General features: G+C 71.8%; 13 protein-coding genes. 9 read left to right on the top strand and 4 right to left on the bottom strand.

The window, feature by feature from the left end:
- The first annotated feature begins 93 nt into the window (after positions 1-93).
- The 3 genes from STRNI_RS37130 to STRNI_RS37120 all read left to right on the top strand — a co-directional run bounded on the left by STRNI_RS37130 (position 94) and on the right by STRNI_RS37120 (position 3,786).
- Positions 94-858 carry an HAD family hydrolase gene (locus tag STRNI_RS37130; RefSeq protein WP_093638228.1) on the top strand — a complete coding sequence of 255 codons (765 nt, stop codon included), beginning with the start codon at positions 94-96 and terminating at the stop codon, positions 856-858.
- The gene (locus STRNI_RS37125; protein ID WP_262037814.1) at positions 855-3,257 is read left to right on the top strand and encodes a glycoside hydrolase family 65 protein; all 2,403 of its coding nucleotides are present in this window, start codon (positions 855-857) and stop codon (positions 3,255-3,257) included. Before STRNI_RS37130 ends, STRNI_RS37125 begins: the two co-directional genes overlap by 4 nt.
- 115 nt (positions 3,258-3,372) lie before the next feature.
- Positions 3,373-3,786 carry an STAS domain-containing protein gene (locus tag STRNI_RS37120; RefSeq protein ID WP_159491160.1) on the top strand — a complete coding sequence of 138 codons (414 nt, stop codon included), beginning with the start codon at positions 3,373-3,375 and terminating at the stop codon, positions 3,784-3,786.
- On the opposite strand, the gene STRNI_RS37115 is transcribed toward STRNI_RS37120, so the two are convergent.
- Positions 3,758-6,112 (bottom strand): collagenase, encoded by a 2,355-nt coding sequence (locus STRNI_RS37115; RefSeq protein ID WP_277412805.1) that lies wholly within the window; start codon positions 6,110-6,112, stop codon positions 3,758-3,760. The two genes, STRNI_RS37120 and STRNI_RS37115, sit on opposite strands and share 29 nt — an antisense overlap.
- A 143-nt stretch (positions 6,113-6,255) precedes the next feature.
- Between STRNI_RS37115 and STRNI_RS37110 the strand changes: the two genes are divergently transcribed.
- Positions 6,256-7,641, top strand: coding sequence for an aminopeptidase P family protein (locus STRNI_RS37110; protein WP_277412804.1), 1,386 nt, complete (start codon positions 6,256-6,258; stop codon positions 7,639-7,641).
- 12 nt (positions 7,642-7,653) lie between these two features.
- Here STRNI_RS37110 and STRNI_RS37105 read toward each other — a convergent pair whose 3' ends face one another.
- Positions 7,654-8,370, bottom strand: a complete 717-nt coding sequence (locus tag STRNI_RS37105; protein ID WP_148589994.1) for a GntR family transcriptional regulator — start codon at positions 8,368-8,370, stop codon at positions 7,654-7,656.
- Between the two features lie 335 nt (positions 8,371-8,705).
- On the opposite strand from STRNI_RS37105, the gene STRNI_RS37100 reads away from it, so the two are divergent.
- Both STRNI_RS37100 and STRNI_RS37095 read left to right on the top strand, forming a co-directional pair.
- Positions 8,706-9,497 carry a uracil-DNA glycosylase gene (locus tag STRNI_RS37100; protein WP_274733511.1) on the top strand — a complete coding sequence of 264 codons (792 nt, stop codon included), beginning with the start codon at positions 8,706-8,708 and terminating at the stop codon, positions 9,495-9,497.
- Between the two features lie 234 nt (positions 9,498-9,731).
- Positions 9,732-11,174, top strand: a complete 1,443-nt coding sequence (locus STRNI_RS37095) for an MFS transporter (RefSeq protein ID WP_277412803.1) — start codon at positions 9,732-9,734, stop codon at positions 11,172-11,174.
- 123 nt (positions 11,175-11,297) lie between these two features.
- Here the strand turns inward: STRNI_RS37095 and STRNI_RS37090 are convergent, their stop codons facing one another.
- Positions 11,298-12,215 (bottom strand): SDR family oxidoreductase, encoded by a 918-nt coding sequence (locus tag STRNI_RS37090; RefSeq protein ID WP_266439629.1) that lies wholly within the window; start codon positions 12,213-12,215, stop codon positions 11,298-11,300.
- A complete protein-coding gene (locus STRNI_RS37085; protein WP_148589991.1) occupies positions 12,212-13,045 on the bottom strand; it encodes an SDR family oxidoreductase in 834 nt (277 codons plus the stop codon). The genes STRNI_RS37090 and STRNI_RS37085 overlap by 4 nt, the downstream gene beginning before the upstream one ends.
- Before the next feature lie 82 nt (positions 13,046-13,127).
- Between STRNI_RS37085 and STRNI_RS37080 the strand changes: the two genes are divergently transcribed.
- The 3 genes from STRNI_RS37080 to STRNI_RS37070 are packed head-to-tail and all read left to right on the top strand — an operon-like array spanning position 13,128 to position 15,487.
- Positions 13,128-13,901, top strand: coding sequence for an enoyl-CoA hydratase family protein (locus STRNI_RS37080; protein ID WP_277412802.1), 774 nt, complete (start codon positions 13,128-13,130; stop codon positions 13,899-13,901).
- A gap of 3 nt (positions 13,902-13,904) precedes the next feature.
- Positions 13,905-14,744: a CoA transferase subunit A gene (locus STRNI_RS37075; protein WP_159491146.1), complete on the top strand. Its 840-nt coding sequence runs from the start codon at positions 13,905-13,907 to the stop codon at positions 14,742-14,744.
- Positions 14,741-15,487, top strand: a complete 747-nt coding sequence (locus tag STRNI_RS37070; RefSeq protein WP_266439624.1) for a CoA-transferase subunit beta — start codon at positions 14,741-14,743, stop codon at positions 15,485-15,487. The genes STRNI_RS37075 and STRNI_RS37070 overlap by 4 nt, the downstream gene beginning before the upstream one ends.
- Positions 15,488-15,500: the final 13 nt, after the last annotated feature.

Here is a 15,500-nt window from a genome sequence, read left to right as displayed (position 1 = left end):
GGCCCGGTGCGGGTGCCCGGTCGTCCGTGCGGCGCGCCCCCGGCCCGCAGCCGTGGTGCCATGGAAGGGACACCGACGAACGGAACCGTCACCATGACCGGCGCGCCGTCCCTGGCAGCGTGCCTGCACTCCCTGCGGGCCGTCATCTTCGACACCGACGGGGTCATCACCGACTCCGCCCCGGTGCACGCCGCGGCCTGGAAGGGCGCCTTCGACGCCTGCCTCGCGGCCGTGGGCGGGCAGCGCCCCTTCGACCCGGTGGACGACTATCTGCGCTATGTCGACGGCCGGGCCCGGCAGGACGGGGCCGCCGCCTTCCTGCGCTCCCGGGGGCTCGACCTGCCGCCCGGCGAGCCGGACGACGCGCCGGGCACGGACACCGTGTGCGCCGTCGCGGCCCGCAAGGAAGAGCTGTTCAGCGAGAGTCTGCGGGCCCGGCCCATCGCCACCTGGCCCGGCACCGTGCGCCTGCTGCACGCACTGCGGCACCACGGGGTGCCGTGTGCCGCCGTCTCGGCATCGCGCCATGCGACCGAGCTGCTGTCCGCGGCCGAGGTGTACCCGCTGTTCGGGGCCGTGGTGGACGGCAACGAGGCGAACCGGCTGCGGCTGCCCGGGAAACCGGACCCGGCGCTCTTCGTGGAAGCGGCCCGGCGGCTCGGTGTCCCGCCCCGGGATGCCGCCGTGGTGGAGGACGCCCTGGCCGGGGTCGAGGCCGGACGCCGTGGTGGATTCGGCCTGGTGGTGGGCGTGGACCGGACGGCCGGCCCGTACAGCGCCACCGCACTGCGCCGCCGCGGCGCCGATGTGGTCGTGACCGACCCGGGCGAGCTGCTGAGGTCCGGGGAGGGCGGATGACCCACGCCTGGACCTGGTCGTACGAGGGGTACGACCCGGACACGGAACGACTGCGCGAAACCCTGTGCACCCTCGGCAACGGCTACTTCGCCACCCGCGGCGCGGCCTGCGAGGTGCTCTCCGGGCCCGCGCACTATCCGGGTACCTACGCCGCCGGCTGCTACAACCGGCTGCTGTCCACCGTGGCGGGCCGCCCCGTCGAGAACGAGGACATGGTCAACCTGCCCAACTGGCTGCCGCTGCGCTACCGGATCTGCCCCGCCGACGCGGCCCCCGGCCCCTGGCTCTCCCCCGACCACGCGCACCTGACGGAGCACCGGCAGACGCTGGACCTGCGGCACGGCACCCTGACCCGCTGGTCGGTCTACGAGGACGAGGCCGGACGGCGGCTGACCGTGGAGCAGTGCCGTCTGGTGCACATGGGCGAGCCTCATCTGGCGGCGCTGCGCACCTGTTTCGCGTCCCACGGGTGGACCGGCGCGGTGGAGGTGGAGGCCGGGATCGACGGTGCGGTCCGCAATGCCGGCGTCGCACGCTACCGGGGTCTGGCGGACCAGCATCTGACGGGATGGGAGACCGGCACCGGGCAGCCGGACACGGTGTGGCTGAGCTGCCGCACCCTCGACTCGGACATCCGGATCGCGCTGGCCGCCCGGACCCGCGTCCCCGGCGGCCACGGCGGAGTGCCGCGGCCGCAGCTGACCGCACTGCGGGCGTTCCACACGCTGATACTGCCGCTCACCCCCGACTCCCCCGCGGTCGTCGACAAAACGGTGGCGCTGTACACCTCCCGCGACCCGGCGATCGAGAGCCCGCTGCACACGGCCGTGGACGCGGTGGCCCTCGCCCCGCACTTCCGGCAGCTGCGGGCGGCACACCGCCGCGCCTGGGAGAACCTGTGGCGGCAGGCCAAGCTGGAGGTCCCGGGAGAGTCGGGCCGCATCCTGCGGCTGCACCTCTTCCATGTGCTGCAGACCCTCTCGCCCCACACCGCCGAGCTGGACGTCGGGGTGCCGGCCCGGGGCCTGCACGGCGAGGCGTACCGCGGGCACGTCTTCTGGGACGAGCTGTTCGTCCTGCCTTTCCTGAACCTGCACCTCCCGCAGGTCTCCCGGGCCCTGCTCGACTACCGCTACCGGCGGCTGCCCGCCGCCTGCCACGCGGCGCGGGAGGCGGGACGCACCGGGGCGATGTACCCGTGGCAGAGCGCGGGCGACGGCCGCGAGGAGACCCAGCAGCTCCATCTCAACCCGCGCTCCGGGCGCTGGCTGCCCGATCACACCCGGCTCCAGCACCACGTCGGGTCGGCGATCGCCTACAACGTGTGGCAGTACGGACAGGCCAGCGGCGACACGGAGTTCCTGCACACCAGGGGCGCGGAGATGCTGCTGGAGATCGCCCGCTTCTGGGCCGCGGCCGCGGACTGGGACCCCGCTCTCGGCCGCTACCGCATCCGTGGGGTGGTCGGTCCCGACGAGTACCACGACGGCTATCCGGGAGCCGCCGAACCGGGGGTGGACGACAACGCCTACACCAATGTCACGGCGGCCTGGGTGCTGATGCGCGCGCTCGATCTGTGCCGCACGCTGCCCGAGCCCCATCAGCGGCAGCTCTTCGAACAGCTCCGGCTCTCCCCGGAGGAGCCCGAGCGCTGGGACGACATCGCGCACCGGCTCCATGTGCCCTACCACCGCGGGGTGATCAGCCAGTTCGCCGGGTACGGGGACCTCGCCGAGCTCGACTGGCACGGATACCGGCAGCGGTACGGCGACATCCGCCGGCTGGACCGGATCCTGGAGGCGGAGGGCGACACGGTCAACCACTACCAGGCCTCGAAGCAGGCAGATGTCCTGATGCTGGGCTATCTCTTCTCACCGTCGGAGCTCGCCGCGGTGTTCCGCGGGCTCGGCTACCCCCTCGACGAGGACACCTGGCACGCCACCGTCGACTACTACCTGCACCGCACCAGCCACGGTTCGACGCTCAGCGCCCTGGTCCACGCCTGGGTCCTGGCCCGGGTACACCGCCCCGACGCCTGGACGTACTGTGAGGAGGCGCTGACCGGGGACGTGGCGGACGTCCAGGGCGGTACCACCGCGGAGGGCATCCACCTGGGCGCGATGGCCGGCACCCTGGACTTCGTCCAGCGCGGGATGACCGGTCTGGAAACCCGCGACCAGGCACTCTGGCTCGATCCGGCACCGCTGCGCGAGCTGTCGAAGTTCGGGGTGCGCATCCGCTACCGGCGCCACTGGGACATCGATCTGCGCATCCGTGCCGAGCAGGTCCGGATCGCCGTCCCGGCCTCCGAGAACGCCGTGGTACGAGTGAATCTGCGCGACCGCTCGTTCGCCCTAGCCCCCGGTACGTCCCGGCGGCTGGACCTTCCCGGGGAATGAGGGGGCCGAAGGGCCCTATCGTGCATGGCCCGCACGGCCCTCCTGCCCGGCGCGCCCGCCACCTTTGATGGTGACAGCGGCCCGGAGGCCGGAATCGTGCGGACAGGTGAGACCCATGCGGTGGCAGGCGACGACCCCTCGGCGCGGGCGCCCCATGGGCGCGCCGACCGTCGTTCAGCTCTCCGGAGAGCTGGACTTCCCCAGCGCGGCGCGCACGAACAGCCGCCTCGATCCCGTGACGGCCGGGAACCGTCCGCACACGGTCCTCGACCTGAGACAGGTGGACTTCCTCGACTGCGGCGGTATCGGGGTCCTGTGCCGCGCCCGCCGCCGCACCCGCGCACACGGCGGCCGGCTGTCCCTGGTGATCACCGACCCCCGTTTCCTGCGCATTCTGGACGCCGTCGGCCTCACCGGCACGTTCGACATCCTCGACGCCCCGCCGGACACGGCCCGTCTGCCGGACGACGGGCCGTGCACCACTGGATGTGACGGGTCCGTCACCGCCGCAGCGGCCCCTCGCAGCTGAAGTCCGAGGTACCGGCCTTGCCCGTGGACCAGATCTCGGTGGGGCCGAAGGAGCAGTTCATATCGGCGAAGTTGTTCGCCGCGGGCTTGGCACGGTCGAGGAGGAAGTAGTCGACCGTCTCGGCCATGTCCTTGAAGACCTGGTCGGGGCTGCCGGAGTTGCTGAGGTTGGCGGTGATCCGGCCGGTGCAGACGAACCGGCCGTAGCCCGGGTCGCCGCCGTCCTTGCAGGTGGGCCTGCTGGCGGTGGCGGCCGTGATGGCGCTCTGGACGTCGGCGGGGGTGGACAGCTTCAGGGAGCCGTTGGGGACGAACGTCGTGTTCGGTACGAACAGGTCGTCGACGATGGCGATCTGGGCGTCGAGGAAGGCGTCGTACTGCTGCTGGAGCCCCGCGTCGGACCCCATCCGGTTGCGCCAGGAGTCGAACGCGGCCGGGTCGTCGGCGCGCAGGTGGCGGTACATCTCCTGGAGCTTCGCGGGGTGGTCGCGCCACAGGAACTCGAAGAACGTCCCGGCGTAGTTGTAGAAGCGGAAGCCGTCGCCGTCGTAGGTCGCGTGGAGCAGCTGGTTGACGCTCATGCGCGGTCCGCCGCCTGCGGTGTCCGCGATGATGCCCTTGACGAGGGACCGGCGTACGGCGATCCCGTTGTCACGGGTCGAGCCGTCGAAGAATTCCGCGCTGCCCTCGTCCATGGCGGTGGTGCGGTCGCCCTGGTACCAGGGGCCTTCGCCGAAGAAGCCGGGGACGGCGAAGCGGCCGTTGAGGTAGTGGACGTACTCGTGCCGGAAGAGTTCTTCGAGGGTGAGGGTGGAGTCCTGGGGGACGCGGCGCTGGTAGGTGTAGAAGGTGGCGCCGCGCTCGATGTAGACGCCGCCGTTGTTGGTGCCCATGCCGGTGAGCAGCGGGTGGTAGTTCTCGTAGTCGGCGCGCGAGGCGTACAGGACGATGTTCAGGGTGGTGTTGGGGTCGCCGGCGAGCGGCTCGACGGTGCCGACCACCCGGTGGAACTGCGCCCTGACCTGCTTGGACGCGTAGTAGAGCTGGTCGACGGTGGCGCGGCTGAGGGCGGTGCGGACCTTGATGGCGCCCTTGTCGTAGGAGTAGGTGTGCGGGAAGATCCGCTTCTCGATGTCCGCCTTGCACACCCCGTACGGTGCACAGGCCTCGAAGTAGTTGAGCCAGGTGGCGACCTTGGCCCAGGGCTCGCTGCCCTCACCGTAGTTCCGCACGGTGGTTGTCAGCAGGGCGCCGAGGTCGGTGATGATGCCCTGCTTGAGGGCGGCGATCTCACCGAAGCGGCCGTACTCCAGGAGGGCGTCGCGGATGACCCAGGCGTTGGGCGTGCCCTTGAGGTGGGTGTATCCCACGAAGGCCTTGAAGGCGGCGCGGTAGTTGGAGTCGGCGGTGACCGCGGCCTGGAAGGCGGTGTCCTTGTTGCCGGGGTAGACGCCCAGGTAGTTGACGGAGAGCGCGGCGAGGGCGGCGTTCCCCCATGACGTGTCCTTGTGGGTGGCGGTGTGGGACGCGTCCATGGTCGCCAGGACCTTGCGGATCAGGCCGAGTTGATGCTGGCGCAGCCCGGGGGCGCTGGCGGCGTACATGGCCTCGCGCAGGGTGTCGGCGTTGGCCCGGGTGACGTCGAAGGTGCGGGCCGCGGTGCCGAAGGCGTCGACGGCACGGCGGATGGCATCGACGGTGGGGCCGTCGGTGATGTCGATCTCATCGTGCGAGAAGTCCTGGTATGCCACCGCGTGCAGGTACGTGAACATCTCGTACAGATGGCTGGTGTTCTTGCCGTCGTGGGCGGCGGCCAGAGCGGTGATGCGACGGGCCACAGCCTGGACATGGGCGTCGGACATGACGGGGACGAGCCGGGCGTCCCATGTCCAGACGAGCTTGCGCAGACAGTCGTCCGCGGTGACGGCCGGGTCGGCGAGGAAGTCGGCGAACTGCTCGGGACTCAGCCCCGTGATGCCGTCGAGGGTGCAGGGGGCGACGGTGGGTCTGGGGTGGTTCGGCGCGGTGGAGGGTCTGGTCTGCGGGCCCGGTATCCGGCCCCGCTCGGTGACGGAGCGGGGGGCCGGCGCCGACGCCGGGGTGAACTTCGGTGCCCTGGCGAGGCGTTGGACCTGGTCGAAGGGGTTGGTGGTGGGAGCCGCGGCCCGGTGACCGGGCTGCTGCGCCCCGGCCCGCTGCGCGGGAGTGGCCGACGTGTGGGGCGCTGCGTGGGCCGCCTGGACGGCCGGCAGGGCGAGGGGGGTGGCAAGGGTGGTGACGAGGGTCGCGGCCAGCAGAAGCCTGCGCGGCGTACGCGGATGTGACACCTGAACCTCCAGGAGGGGGTGGGGGGTTGATGAGGGGGGTGTGAGGGGGATTGGCCTTCACTCCACGAGGTGTGACCTATAACATAGTAATGTGAAATTGCACTGACAAGGCTTCAGAACCCTTCTTTCCCGGAGGCGTCGACATGACCTCGCGCACCGCACCGCTCCACACCGGGAGCCATGACCTGCCGGTGTCGGACGCCCTCGCCGACTTCATGACCGGCCATTGGGCCGCCACCCCGCTCCCCGACGACTCCCGCGTCCCCGGCTTCGCGCTCTTCGCCGGCCGCCGGGACCGGCTCGCCGCCCGCTTCCCCGGCGAACGACTGCTCGTCCCCGCAGGCGAGTTGACGGTCCGCTCCCACGACTGCGATCACCGCTTCCGTCCGCACAGTGCCTATGCCTGGCTGACCGGCCTGACGGGCGAGGACCAGCCGGGACATGTGCTGGTGCTGGAGCCGGACGGCGAGGCGGTGCTGTACCTACGGCCGCGCTCACCGCGGGACGGTGGCGGGGAGTTCTACCGGGACCGCAAATACGGCGAGTTCTGGGTGGGCCGCCGCCCCGATCTGGCCGAGGCCGGGCGGCTCACCGGCATCCGCTGTGCCCACCTGGACGACCTGGTGCGCCACGAGGCCGGCCGGGACGCCTCCCGCGATCCCGAACTCGCCTGCACACTCAGCGAGTTGCGGCTGGTGAAGGACCCCTGGGAAGTCGGGCAGCTGCAGCAGGCCGTCGATCACACCGTCACCGGTTTCGAGGATGTCGTACGGTCCCTCCCCACCGCGCTGCGCCACCCACGCGGGGAACGCTGGATCGAGGGGGTCTTCCAGCTGCGCGCCCGCGCCGAGGGCAACGGCACGGGGTACGAGACCATCGCCGCGGCCGGCGCCCACGCCTGCGTACTCCACTGGATCCGCAACGACGGCCCGCTCGACCCGGACCAGTTGCTGCTGCTCGACGCCGGCGTGGAGACCGACTCGCTGTACACCGCGGACCTCACCCGGACCCTGCCACTGTCCGGACGCTTCTCCCCCGTCCAGCGCCGGGTGTACGAGCTGGTGCTCGCCGCGCAGGACGCGGGCATCGCCGCCCTCAAGCCGGGTGCGAGCTTCCGCGACTTCCACCGGGCCTGTTCGGGCGTCCTGGCCGAGGGCCTGGCCGACTGGGGCGTGCTGCCCGTCCCCGCGACCGAGGCACTCGCCCCCGACAGCGGCCTGTACCGGCGTTACACGCTGTGCAGTTCGGGACATATGCTCGGGCTCGATGTACATGACTGCGGCCGGGCCCGCGCCGAGCAGTATCTGGACGGCGTCCTGACGGAGGGCCAGGTGCTCACGGTCGAACCGGGGCTCTACCTCCAGCCCGATGACGAGACCCTGCCGCGGGAACTGCGCGGTATCGGTATCCGTATCGAGGACGATCTGGTGATCACGGCGGACGGGGCACGGCTGATGTCCTCGGCGCTGCCCCGCACCGCCGACGGCGTGGAGGAGTGGATGGACGGCCTCCTCGCCGGAGGGGCGTGAGCCAGCGGCCCCTCAGGACCGGCGCATGGCCGCTCCGCGCCGGGGCCGCGGAAACAGCGGCTCGTCCCGGCCTTCGGCCCACAGTGAGCGGACATGGCCGAGGTGGCGAGCCATACAGGACTCAGCCGCCTCGGCGTCGCCCGTCAGCATCACGTCGAGCAGTTCCACATGCTCCTCGGCGGAGGGCAGCAACTGGTTGCGCTCATCGAGACGGGTGAGGCCATAGAGACGGGAGCGCTTGCGCAGCTCGCCGACGGTCTCGACGAGGCGGTCATTGCCGCTGAGGCCGAGCAGTTCGAGGTGGAAGCGGCGGTCGGCCTCCAGATAGCCGATGAGGTCATGCGCCCGGGCCGCCGCGACGATCTCCAGCGCGGCCGGGCGGAGGGCCTCCAGCTGGGCCCGGTCGGCGGTGCGGGTGACCTGGCCGACGACCGGCACCTCGATCAGGGCCCGGATCTCGGTGTACTGGTCGAGGTCGCGCTCGCTCACCTCGGTGATCCGGAAGCCCTTGTTGCGGACCGGTTCGACCAGCCCCTCCCGGGCCAGGTCGAGCATCGCCTCGCGCACCGGGGTGGCGGAGACCCCGAAGTCCGCGGCGAGGCCCGGGGCCGAGTAGACCGATCCCGGGCGGAGTTCCCCCGCGATCAGGGCCGCGCGCAGCTGATGGGCGACCTGATCGCGGAGTCGCTCCTGCGCCGTGATCAGGCTGCGATGCTTGAGTTCACCCATCGTGGTCCTCCGAGTTGGCGCGGAGTGCCAGCGTACAATGTCACGTTGCGCCAACTGCCTGGTGGGAGCGGCCCGGACCATCGCCGTCACGCACTCTGCCGGGGCCGGGGGAAGGGAAATGTCCACGGCCAGTCGAGTTGGCTCCCTTTATGTGTTCCAGGAGTGGCAGTTGACCCCCTATTCCCTCGCGTTCTACCTGAATGTCGTCACCAGCGGAACGGTGCTCGGTGCACAGCCGGCAGACACCCCTGAAGAAGTGGACTGGCGCACGTCCCGCCAGTGGTCGTGACGCGCGCCCGGCGCGGGGAATGGCGCCCCGGCCTTAGCGTGGAGGGATGGAGGAAACCGGGGCGGCGCCATCGCCGCCGGGCAGTGGCGAGAGTGGTTTTCCCGTCTATCAGGCGGCACGGTGTGGCGGCCTTGCGGAGCTGGACGCAGAGCTGGTCCGCTGCCGGGCCTGTCCCCGGCTGGTGGAGTGGCGTGAGGAGACCGCCGCGCATCCGCGCGCGGCGTTCCGGGACCAGGAGTACTGGGCGCGCCCCGTCCCGGGGTTCGGGCCGCCGGACGCGGCGCTGGCCCTCGTCGGGCTGGCGCCCGCCGCCCACGGCGGCAATCGCACCGGCCGGATGTTCACCGGGGACGCGTCCGGTGACTTCCTGTTCGCCGCGCTGCACGCGGTCGGGCTCGCCTCTCAGCCCACCGCGACGCACCGGGGCGACGGACTGGAGCTGTACGGGGTACGGGTCACCGCGCCGGTGCACTGCGCTCCGCCGGAGAACCGGCCGACGCCCGCCGAGCGCCGCACCTGCCGTCCGTGGCTGTCGGCCGAGCTGGCACTCCTCGGCCCGAGCCTGCGTGCGGTCGTGGTACTGGGCGCCTTCGGCTGGCAGGCGCTGCTGCCCGTGCTCGGCGAGACGGGATGGCCGCTCCCCCGGCCCCGCCCCGCGTTCGGTCACGGGGTCCGGCTGACTCTGCCCGCCACCGGGCAGCGGCAGGAACTACAGGTGCTCGGGAGCTACCACCCCAGCCAGCGCAATACGTTCACCGGCCGGCTCACCTTCGACATGCTGGTCGAGCTGCTCGCGCGCGCCGCGGGACTCGCGGGGCTGGGGCCGTCAGAGGGCTGACACCCAAGGCCGGTGAGTTGCGGTTCCGCCGCCGTGCGGCCCCGGACGCCGACTTCTATCCTTGGAGCAGGACGGCTGCGCGGACCGGTGGGTGACGGATTCACGGCCAGCCGGCCGGCTTGTGCCCCTGAGAGGGGCGCGGGGAACGGCGCGACCGGCCACGACGCAGCCGCAGACACCTGCCGGCACCTCTCGGCACGTCCCCCGAAACGCTCGAAACGCTTAGGAGTGCGCGTGCGCCCTCGCGTGGCACCTCAGGTCGAAACGGCCGATGCGGGCGGCTCCTTCTCGCACCGGGACCGGGCGGTGATCGCCGCTGCCGCGCTGTCCATGCTCATCGTGCAGATGGACTGGTTCGCGCTCGATCTGATGCTGCCGGTCATCGCCAGGGACTTCGGGACCTCCTCAACCGACCTGCAGTGGCTGGTCAGCGGATACATGCTGGCCATCGGCGCCTTGATGATCGTCGGTGGCCGGACCGCCGATGTGCACGGGCGACGCCGGGTCATCGTGGTCGGACTGGTCGTGTTCGCCGTCATGTCCGTGGTCTGCAGCGCCGCGCAGAGCGCCCCCTGGCTCGTGGGCGCGCGCGTCGTGCAGGGGGTCGGTGCGGCGCTGATCTTCCCTGTGTCCGTGGCGGTGGTGACCAGTTACTTCCGGGACGAACGGCAGGGGCCCGCGGTCGGTACGGTGCTCGCGTTCAGTTCCGTCGGTACCGCGCTCGGGCCGTTCGTCGGTGGCGTCTTCGCCGAACACGTCAGCTGGCGTGCGGTGTTCCTGCTGAATGTGCCGGTGTGCCTGGCCGCCGTGCTGCTGGTGCTGCGGTTCGTCCCCGAGAGCCGCGACGAGCACGCGACCCGCCATCTCGACCTGCCCGGCGCTGCGGCCGTTGCCCTCGGTCTGGCCTGTCTGATGCTCGCCGTCGACCAGGGGCAGGGCTGGGGGTGGGCCTCCGCACCCACGCTGATCACCCTCGTGCTGGGGGTCGCCTTCCTCGTGCTGTTCGTGGCGGTCGAGCGGCGGGCGCCGGAGCCGTTGATCGAGCTGTCGCTCTTCCGCAATGTGAAGTTCGATGTGATCACCCTTGCGGGTTCGCTGTCGAATGTCGTCTATTGCCTGATCGCGGTGCTCGCGGCCCTCTATCTTCAGCAGGCGCGGGGCCTGTCGCCGTTTCACGCCGGGGTGATCTTCCTGGCGCTCTCCTGCGGCGTCGGAGCGGCGAGCTACTGGGCCGGGCAGCTGGCGCTGCGCTGGCGTGCCGAGTTGCTGATGGCCTGCGGCATGCTCACCAGCGGCGCCGGGTTGCTGGCGCTGACCTGGGTGCGGCCCTTGGGCTGGTACGCGGTGGTCTTCGTCGTCTGCGGGGTGGGCATCGGGCTGGGGTGGGCGCTGACGAATGTGGCGACCCAGGCGCATGTTCCCGCGGAGCGGACGGGCGCGGCGTCGGGGCTCGTGTTGACGTCGCTGGTGCTGTTCGGTGCGGTGAGCGTGACGATCGCGGCGACGGTGCTGGAGACCATCAGCGGCTCCCCGACGACCGCGGCCTCCGACGGGCCCGCCATCGAGACGGTCCTGCGCGGCACTTCCGTCCTGGCCTTCCTCGGCGCCTTCGGGCTGTTCGCCATCTGCCGGCCACGACTGCTGACCCGGCGCGTTGCGGTGGAGGACACCGGCTGACGGAGGTCGAGGTGGGGCGCAGGGGCGGTGGCAGCACCCTGCGCAGGGGTGGGCCGGCTCGGGGTGGTCCGGCGCATGGTGGTCCGGCCGTCGCCCGGCGGCAGTTCGCGCCGGGCCGGGGCGTCACCGTGCGCCGTACACCGGCCGCGGTGCCTCGGCGGCGGCCAGCAGCGTGCGGGCGGTCTCGCCCGCCTCGGCGGGTGTCCAGCGGCTCTTCTTGTCCGCGGTGGGGCCGGGGCGCCAGCCCTCCATCACGGTGATCCGGCCCGCCTCGGCCTCGAAGACCCGGCCGGTGACCCCGGCACTGCCCGCGGACGCCAGCCAGACCACCAGCGGGGAGACATTCTCCGGCGCCATCGCGTCGAACTCCCCGTCGGCGGGCGCCGCCATCGTCGCGGCGAAGGTCCGCTCCGTCATCCGGGTCCGGGCGGCCGGTGCGATGGCGTTGATCTGTACGCCGTAGCGGGCCATTTCGGCGGCGGCGACGAGGGTGAGGCCGATGATGCCGGCCTTGGCGGCGGCGTAGTTGCCCTGGCCGACGCTGCCGAGCAGCCCGGCGCCCGAACCGGTGTTGATGATCCGGGCGTCGGGCGTACGGCCGGCCTTGGTCTCGGCGCGCCAGTGCGCGGCGGCGTGCCGCAACGGCAGGAAGTGGCCCTTGAGATGGACCCGGATGACGGCGTCCCAGTCGTCCTCGTCGAGGTTGACGAGCATCCGGTCGCGCAGGAACCCGGCGTTGTTGACGAGAGCGTCGAGGCGGCCGAAGGTCTCCAGGGCGGTGGTGACGAGGGAGGCGGCGCCGTCGGTGGTGGTGATGTCGCCGGTGTGGGCGACGGCCCGGCCGCCGCGAGCCCGGATCTCGTCGACGACCTGCTGGGCCGGTCCGGCCGAAGCGCCGGCTCCGTCGGGCGCCACCCCGAGGTCGTTCACCACCACCTGCGCCCCTTCCGCGGCGAGCGCCAGGGCATGGGCGCGGCCCAGGCCGCGGCCCGCTCCGGTGACGACGGCGACGCGTCCCGTGCAGATTCCGGTACCGGTCATCTCAGGTCTCCTGTTCCGTCATGGCGGATCTCCTCGGGGGCTTCGGGCGCGCCGGGGTGGTTGACGGTGGCGGCGTCGAGGAAGGCGGGGCGCTCACCACCACCGTGGACGAGCAGGCTCGCGCCGGTCAGATACGCGGCACGGTCGGAGGCGAGGAAAACGCAGGCGTCGCCGATCTCGGCGGGTTCGGCGAGCCGGCCGAGCGGGACGGTGGCGCCGACGGCGGCGATGCCCGCCTCGTCTCCGTAGTGCAGGCCGGCGAGTTCGGTGCGCACCATGCCGAGCACGAGGGTGTTGACCCGGACCCGGGGAGCCCATTCGACGGCCATGGAGCGGGCCAGATGGTCCAGGCCCGCCTTGGCCGCGCCGTAGGCGGCGGTGCCGGGCGAGGGACGGGTGCCGCTGACGCTGCCGATCATGATGACCGAACCGCCGGCCGGCCGCTCGCGCAGCACCTCGTACGCGGCGAGCGAGGCGGTCATCGGCGCGAGGAGGTTGAGTTCGACGACCCGGGCGTGCCGTTCGGCGGAGGTCTGTCCGAGCAGCCGGTACGGGGTTCCTCCGGCGTTGTTGACCAGGCAGTCCAGCCGGCCGTGCGCCGCCGCGACCTGCGGGAAGAAGGCCCGGACGGCGGCCGGGTCGCGCAGGTCGAGGGGGTGGAAGTGCGCCGTGCGCCCGGCCGCGGTGACGGGGGCGTCCGGCGGCCGGCGGGCGCAGACCACGACCTCCGCACCGGCCTGCAGGAACGCGCGGGCGATACCGGCGCCGACGCCCCGGGTGCCGCCGGTGATGACGGCCACCCGTCCGGTCAGATCGAGGGTCAGGCTCATTCGGCACCCCTCCCGCAGCGCGCGATCCGCTGCTAGCTTCGCTACCTAACAAACGCTTGGTGGAAAGGTAGCTGATCGCCTCATGGGTGTCTCCACCTCCACGCCGGACAAGGGCATCGCCGTCATCACCGTCGACTTCCCTCCGGTCAACGCCCTTCCCGTACAGGGCTGGTACGACCTCGCCGACGCCGTGCGCGCGGCCGGCCACGACCCCGGCGTCCGCTGTGTCGTCCTCACCGCCGCGGGCCGCGGCTTCAACGCGGGCGTCGACATCAAGGAGATGCAGCGGGACACCGCGACAGGCGGTCATGACGTCCTCATCGGCGCCAACCACGGCTGCGCCGAGGCCTTTTCGGCGGTCTATGCCTGCGAGGTGCCCGTGGTCGCGGCGGTGCACGGCTTCTGTCTGGGCGGCGGCATCGGTCTCGTCGGCAACGCGGATGCCATCGTGGCGAGCGACGACGCCACCTTCGGGCTGCCGGAGCTGGACCGCGGCGCGCTCGGCGCGGCCACCCATCTGGCCCGGCTGGTCCCCCAGCATCTGATGCGCGCGCTCTACTACACCTCGCGCACCGCCACCGCCGCCGAACTGCATGCGCACGGCTCGGTCTGGAAGGTCGTCCCGCGCGCGGAACTGGCCGCTGCCGCACGGGACTTGGCCCGGGAGATCGCGCAGAAGGACGGCAGTCTCCTCCGTCTCGCCAAGGCCGCTCTCAACGGCATCGACCCCGTCGACGTCCGGCGCAGTTACCGCTTCGAGCAGGGCTTCACCTTCGAGGCGAACCTCAGCGGGGTCGCCGACCGCGTCCGCGACACCTTCGGCACACCCCACGGCGCACCGGCCAAGGAGGGCTGAGCCATGACCGACAAGACCATGACACCCGAGGAAGTCGTCTCCCGGCTGCACAGCGGGATGACCCTCGGCATCGGCGGCTGGGGGTCACGCCGTAAGCCGATGGCGCTGGTGCGTGCGCTGCTCCGCTCCGACGTCACCGATCTCACCGTGGTCTCGTACGGCGGGCCCGATGTCGGTCTGCTCGCCGCCGCGGGCCGGATCCGCAAACTGGTCGCGGCGTTCGCGACCCTGGACTCGATCCCCCTCGAACCGCACTTCCGCGCGGCACGTCAGCGCGGTGCGTTCGAGCTGATGGAGATCGACGAGGCGATGTTCATGTGGGGCCTGCACGCCGCCGCCAACCGGCTGCCGTTCCTCCCCGTACGGGCCGGTCTCGGCTCCGACGTCCTGCGTGTCAACCCCGGTCTGCGGACGGTCACCTCACCGTACGAGGACGGCGAGACCCTCGTCGCGGTGCCGGCCCTGCGCATGGACGCCGCCCTGGTCCATCTGAACCGTGCCGACCGCCTCGGCAACGGCCAGTACCTGGGCCCCGACCCGTACTTCGACGATCTGTTCTGCGAGGCGGCGGACCAGGCGTATCTGTCCTGTGAGCGGCTCGTGGACGACTTCGCCACCGCCGTCCCGCAGACCCTGCTGGTGAACCGGCACTCGGTCACCGGGGTCGTCGAGGCTCCCCACGGCGCGCACTTCACCTCTTGTGTCCCGGACTACGGCCGTGACGAGGCCTTCCAGAAGCTGTATGCCACCACGCCCTGGCCGGAGTTCGCCGAGCGGTTCCTGTCCGGGGGCGAGAAGACCTACCAGTCCGCGGTCCAGACCTGGCACGAGGAGCAGACGTGAGCCGGACCACCACCACGACCCGCGCCGAGTACTGCGTGATCGCCTGCGCCGACGCCTGGCGTGACAACGGCGAGGTGCTCGCCAGTCCGATGGGCCTGATCCCGTCGATCGGGGCCCGGCTCGCCAAGCGCACCTTCTCGCCCGATCTGCTGCTCACCGACGGCGAGGCGATGCTCGTGGGCCTCGACGGGACGGCCGAGGGCTGGCTTCCGTACCGCCGGCACCTCACCATGGTCACCGGCGGCAGACGCCATGTGATGATGGGCGCGAGCCAGCTCGACCGCTTCGGCAACCAGAACATCTCCTGCATCGGCGACTGGCAGCAGCCGGCCCGCCAGCTCCTCGGGGTACGCGGCGCGCCCGTCAACACCCTCAACAATCCGGTGAGTTACTGGGTGCCGAAGCATTCGCGGCGGGTCTTCGTCGAGAAGGTCGACATGATCAGCGGGGTCGGGTACGACAGCGCGGCCGCCGCCGGCCCGTCCGCGACCCGCTACCACCGCATTCCGCGTGTGGTCACCAACCTCGGCGTCCTCGACTTCGCGACCCCGGACCGGGCCATGCGGCTCGCCTCCGTCCATCCCGGTGTGACGGCCGGGGAGGTCCAGGCGGCCACCGGCTTCCCGCTCGCCCTGCCCGACGAGGTGCCGTACACCCGGGAGCCCACCGCCACGGAACTGCGGCTGATCCGCGCGGTCATCGACCCGGACGGGCTGCGCGACCGCGAGGTGCCGCCGGCATGACGGCCACGACCGG

Origin of the sequence: Streptomyces nigrescens (assembly GCF_027626975.1) — a bacterium.
GTDB classification, from domain to species: Bacteria; Actinomycetota; Actinomycetes; order Streptomycetales; family Streptomycetaceae; genus Streptomyces; species Streptomyces nigrescens.
The sequence above is the reverse complement of the archived record's forward strand: the minus strand, read 5'-3'. Positions and strand labels throughout refer to the sequence as shown.

What these genes read in the sequence shown, in the direction of transcription:
- STRNI_RS37130 (WP_093638228.1), top strand. Translation starts at nt 94, where the DNA reads ATGACCGGCGCGCCGTCCCTGGCAGCGTGCCTGCACTCCCTGCGGGCC.
- STRNI_RS37080 (WP_277412802.1), top strand. Translation starts at nt 13,128, where the DNA reads ATGGGTGTCTCCACCTCCACGCCGGACAAGGGCATCGCCGTCATCACC.
- STRNI_RS37100 (WP_274733511.1), top strand. Translation starts at nt 8,706, where the DNA reads ATGGAGGAAACCGGGGCGGCGCCATCGCCGCCGGGCAGTGGCGAGAGT.
- STRNI_RS37085 (WP_148589991.1), bottom strand. Translation starts at nt 13,045, where the DNA reads ATGAGCCTGACCCTCGATCTGACCGGACGGGTGGCCGTCATCACCGGC.
- STRNI_RS37090 (WP_266439629.1), bottom strand. Translation starts at nt 12,215, where the DNA reads ATGACCGGTACCGGAATCTGCACGGGACGCGTCGCCGTCGTCACCGGA.
- STRNI_RS37125 (WP_262037814.1), top strand. Translation starts at nt 855, where the DNA reads ATGACCCACGCCTGGACCTGGTCGTACGAGGGGTACGACCCGGACACG.
- STRNI_RS37120 (WP_159491160.1), top strand. Translation starts at nt 3,373, where the DNA reads ATGCGGTGGCAGGCGACGACCCCTCGGCGCGGGCGCCCCATGGGCGCG.
- STRNI_RS37110 (WP_277412804.1), top strand. Translation starts at nt 6,256, where the DNA reads ATGACCTCGCGCACCGCACCGCTCCACACCGGGAGCCATGACCTGCCG.
- STRNI_RS37075 (WP_159491146.1), top strand. Translation starts at nt 13,905, where the DNA reads ATGACCGACAAGACCATGACACCCGAGGAAGTCGTCTCCCGGCTGCAC.
- STRNI_RS37105 (WP_148589994.1), bottom strand. Translation starts at nt 8,370, where the DNA reads ATGGGTGAACTCAAGCATCGCAGCCTGATCACGGCGCAGGAGCGACTC.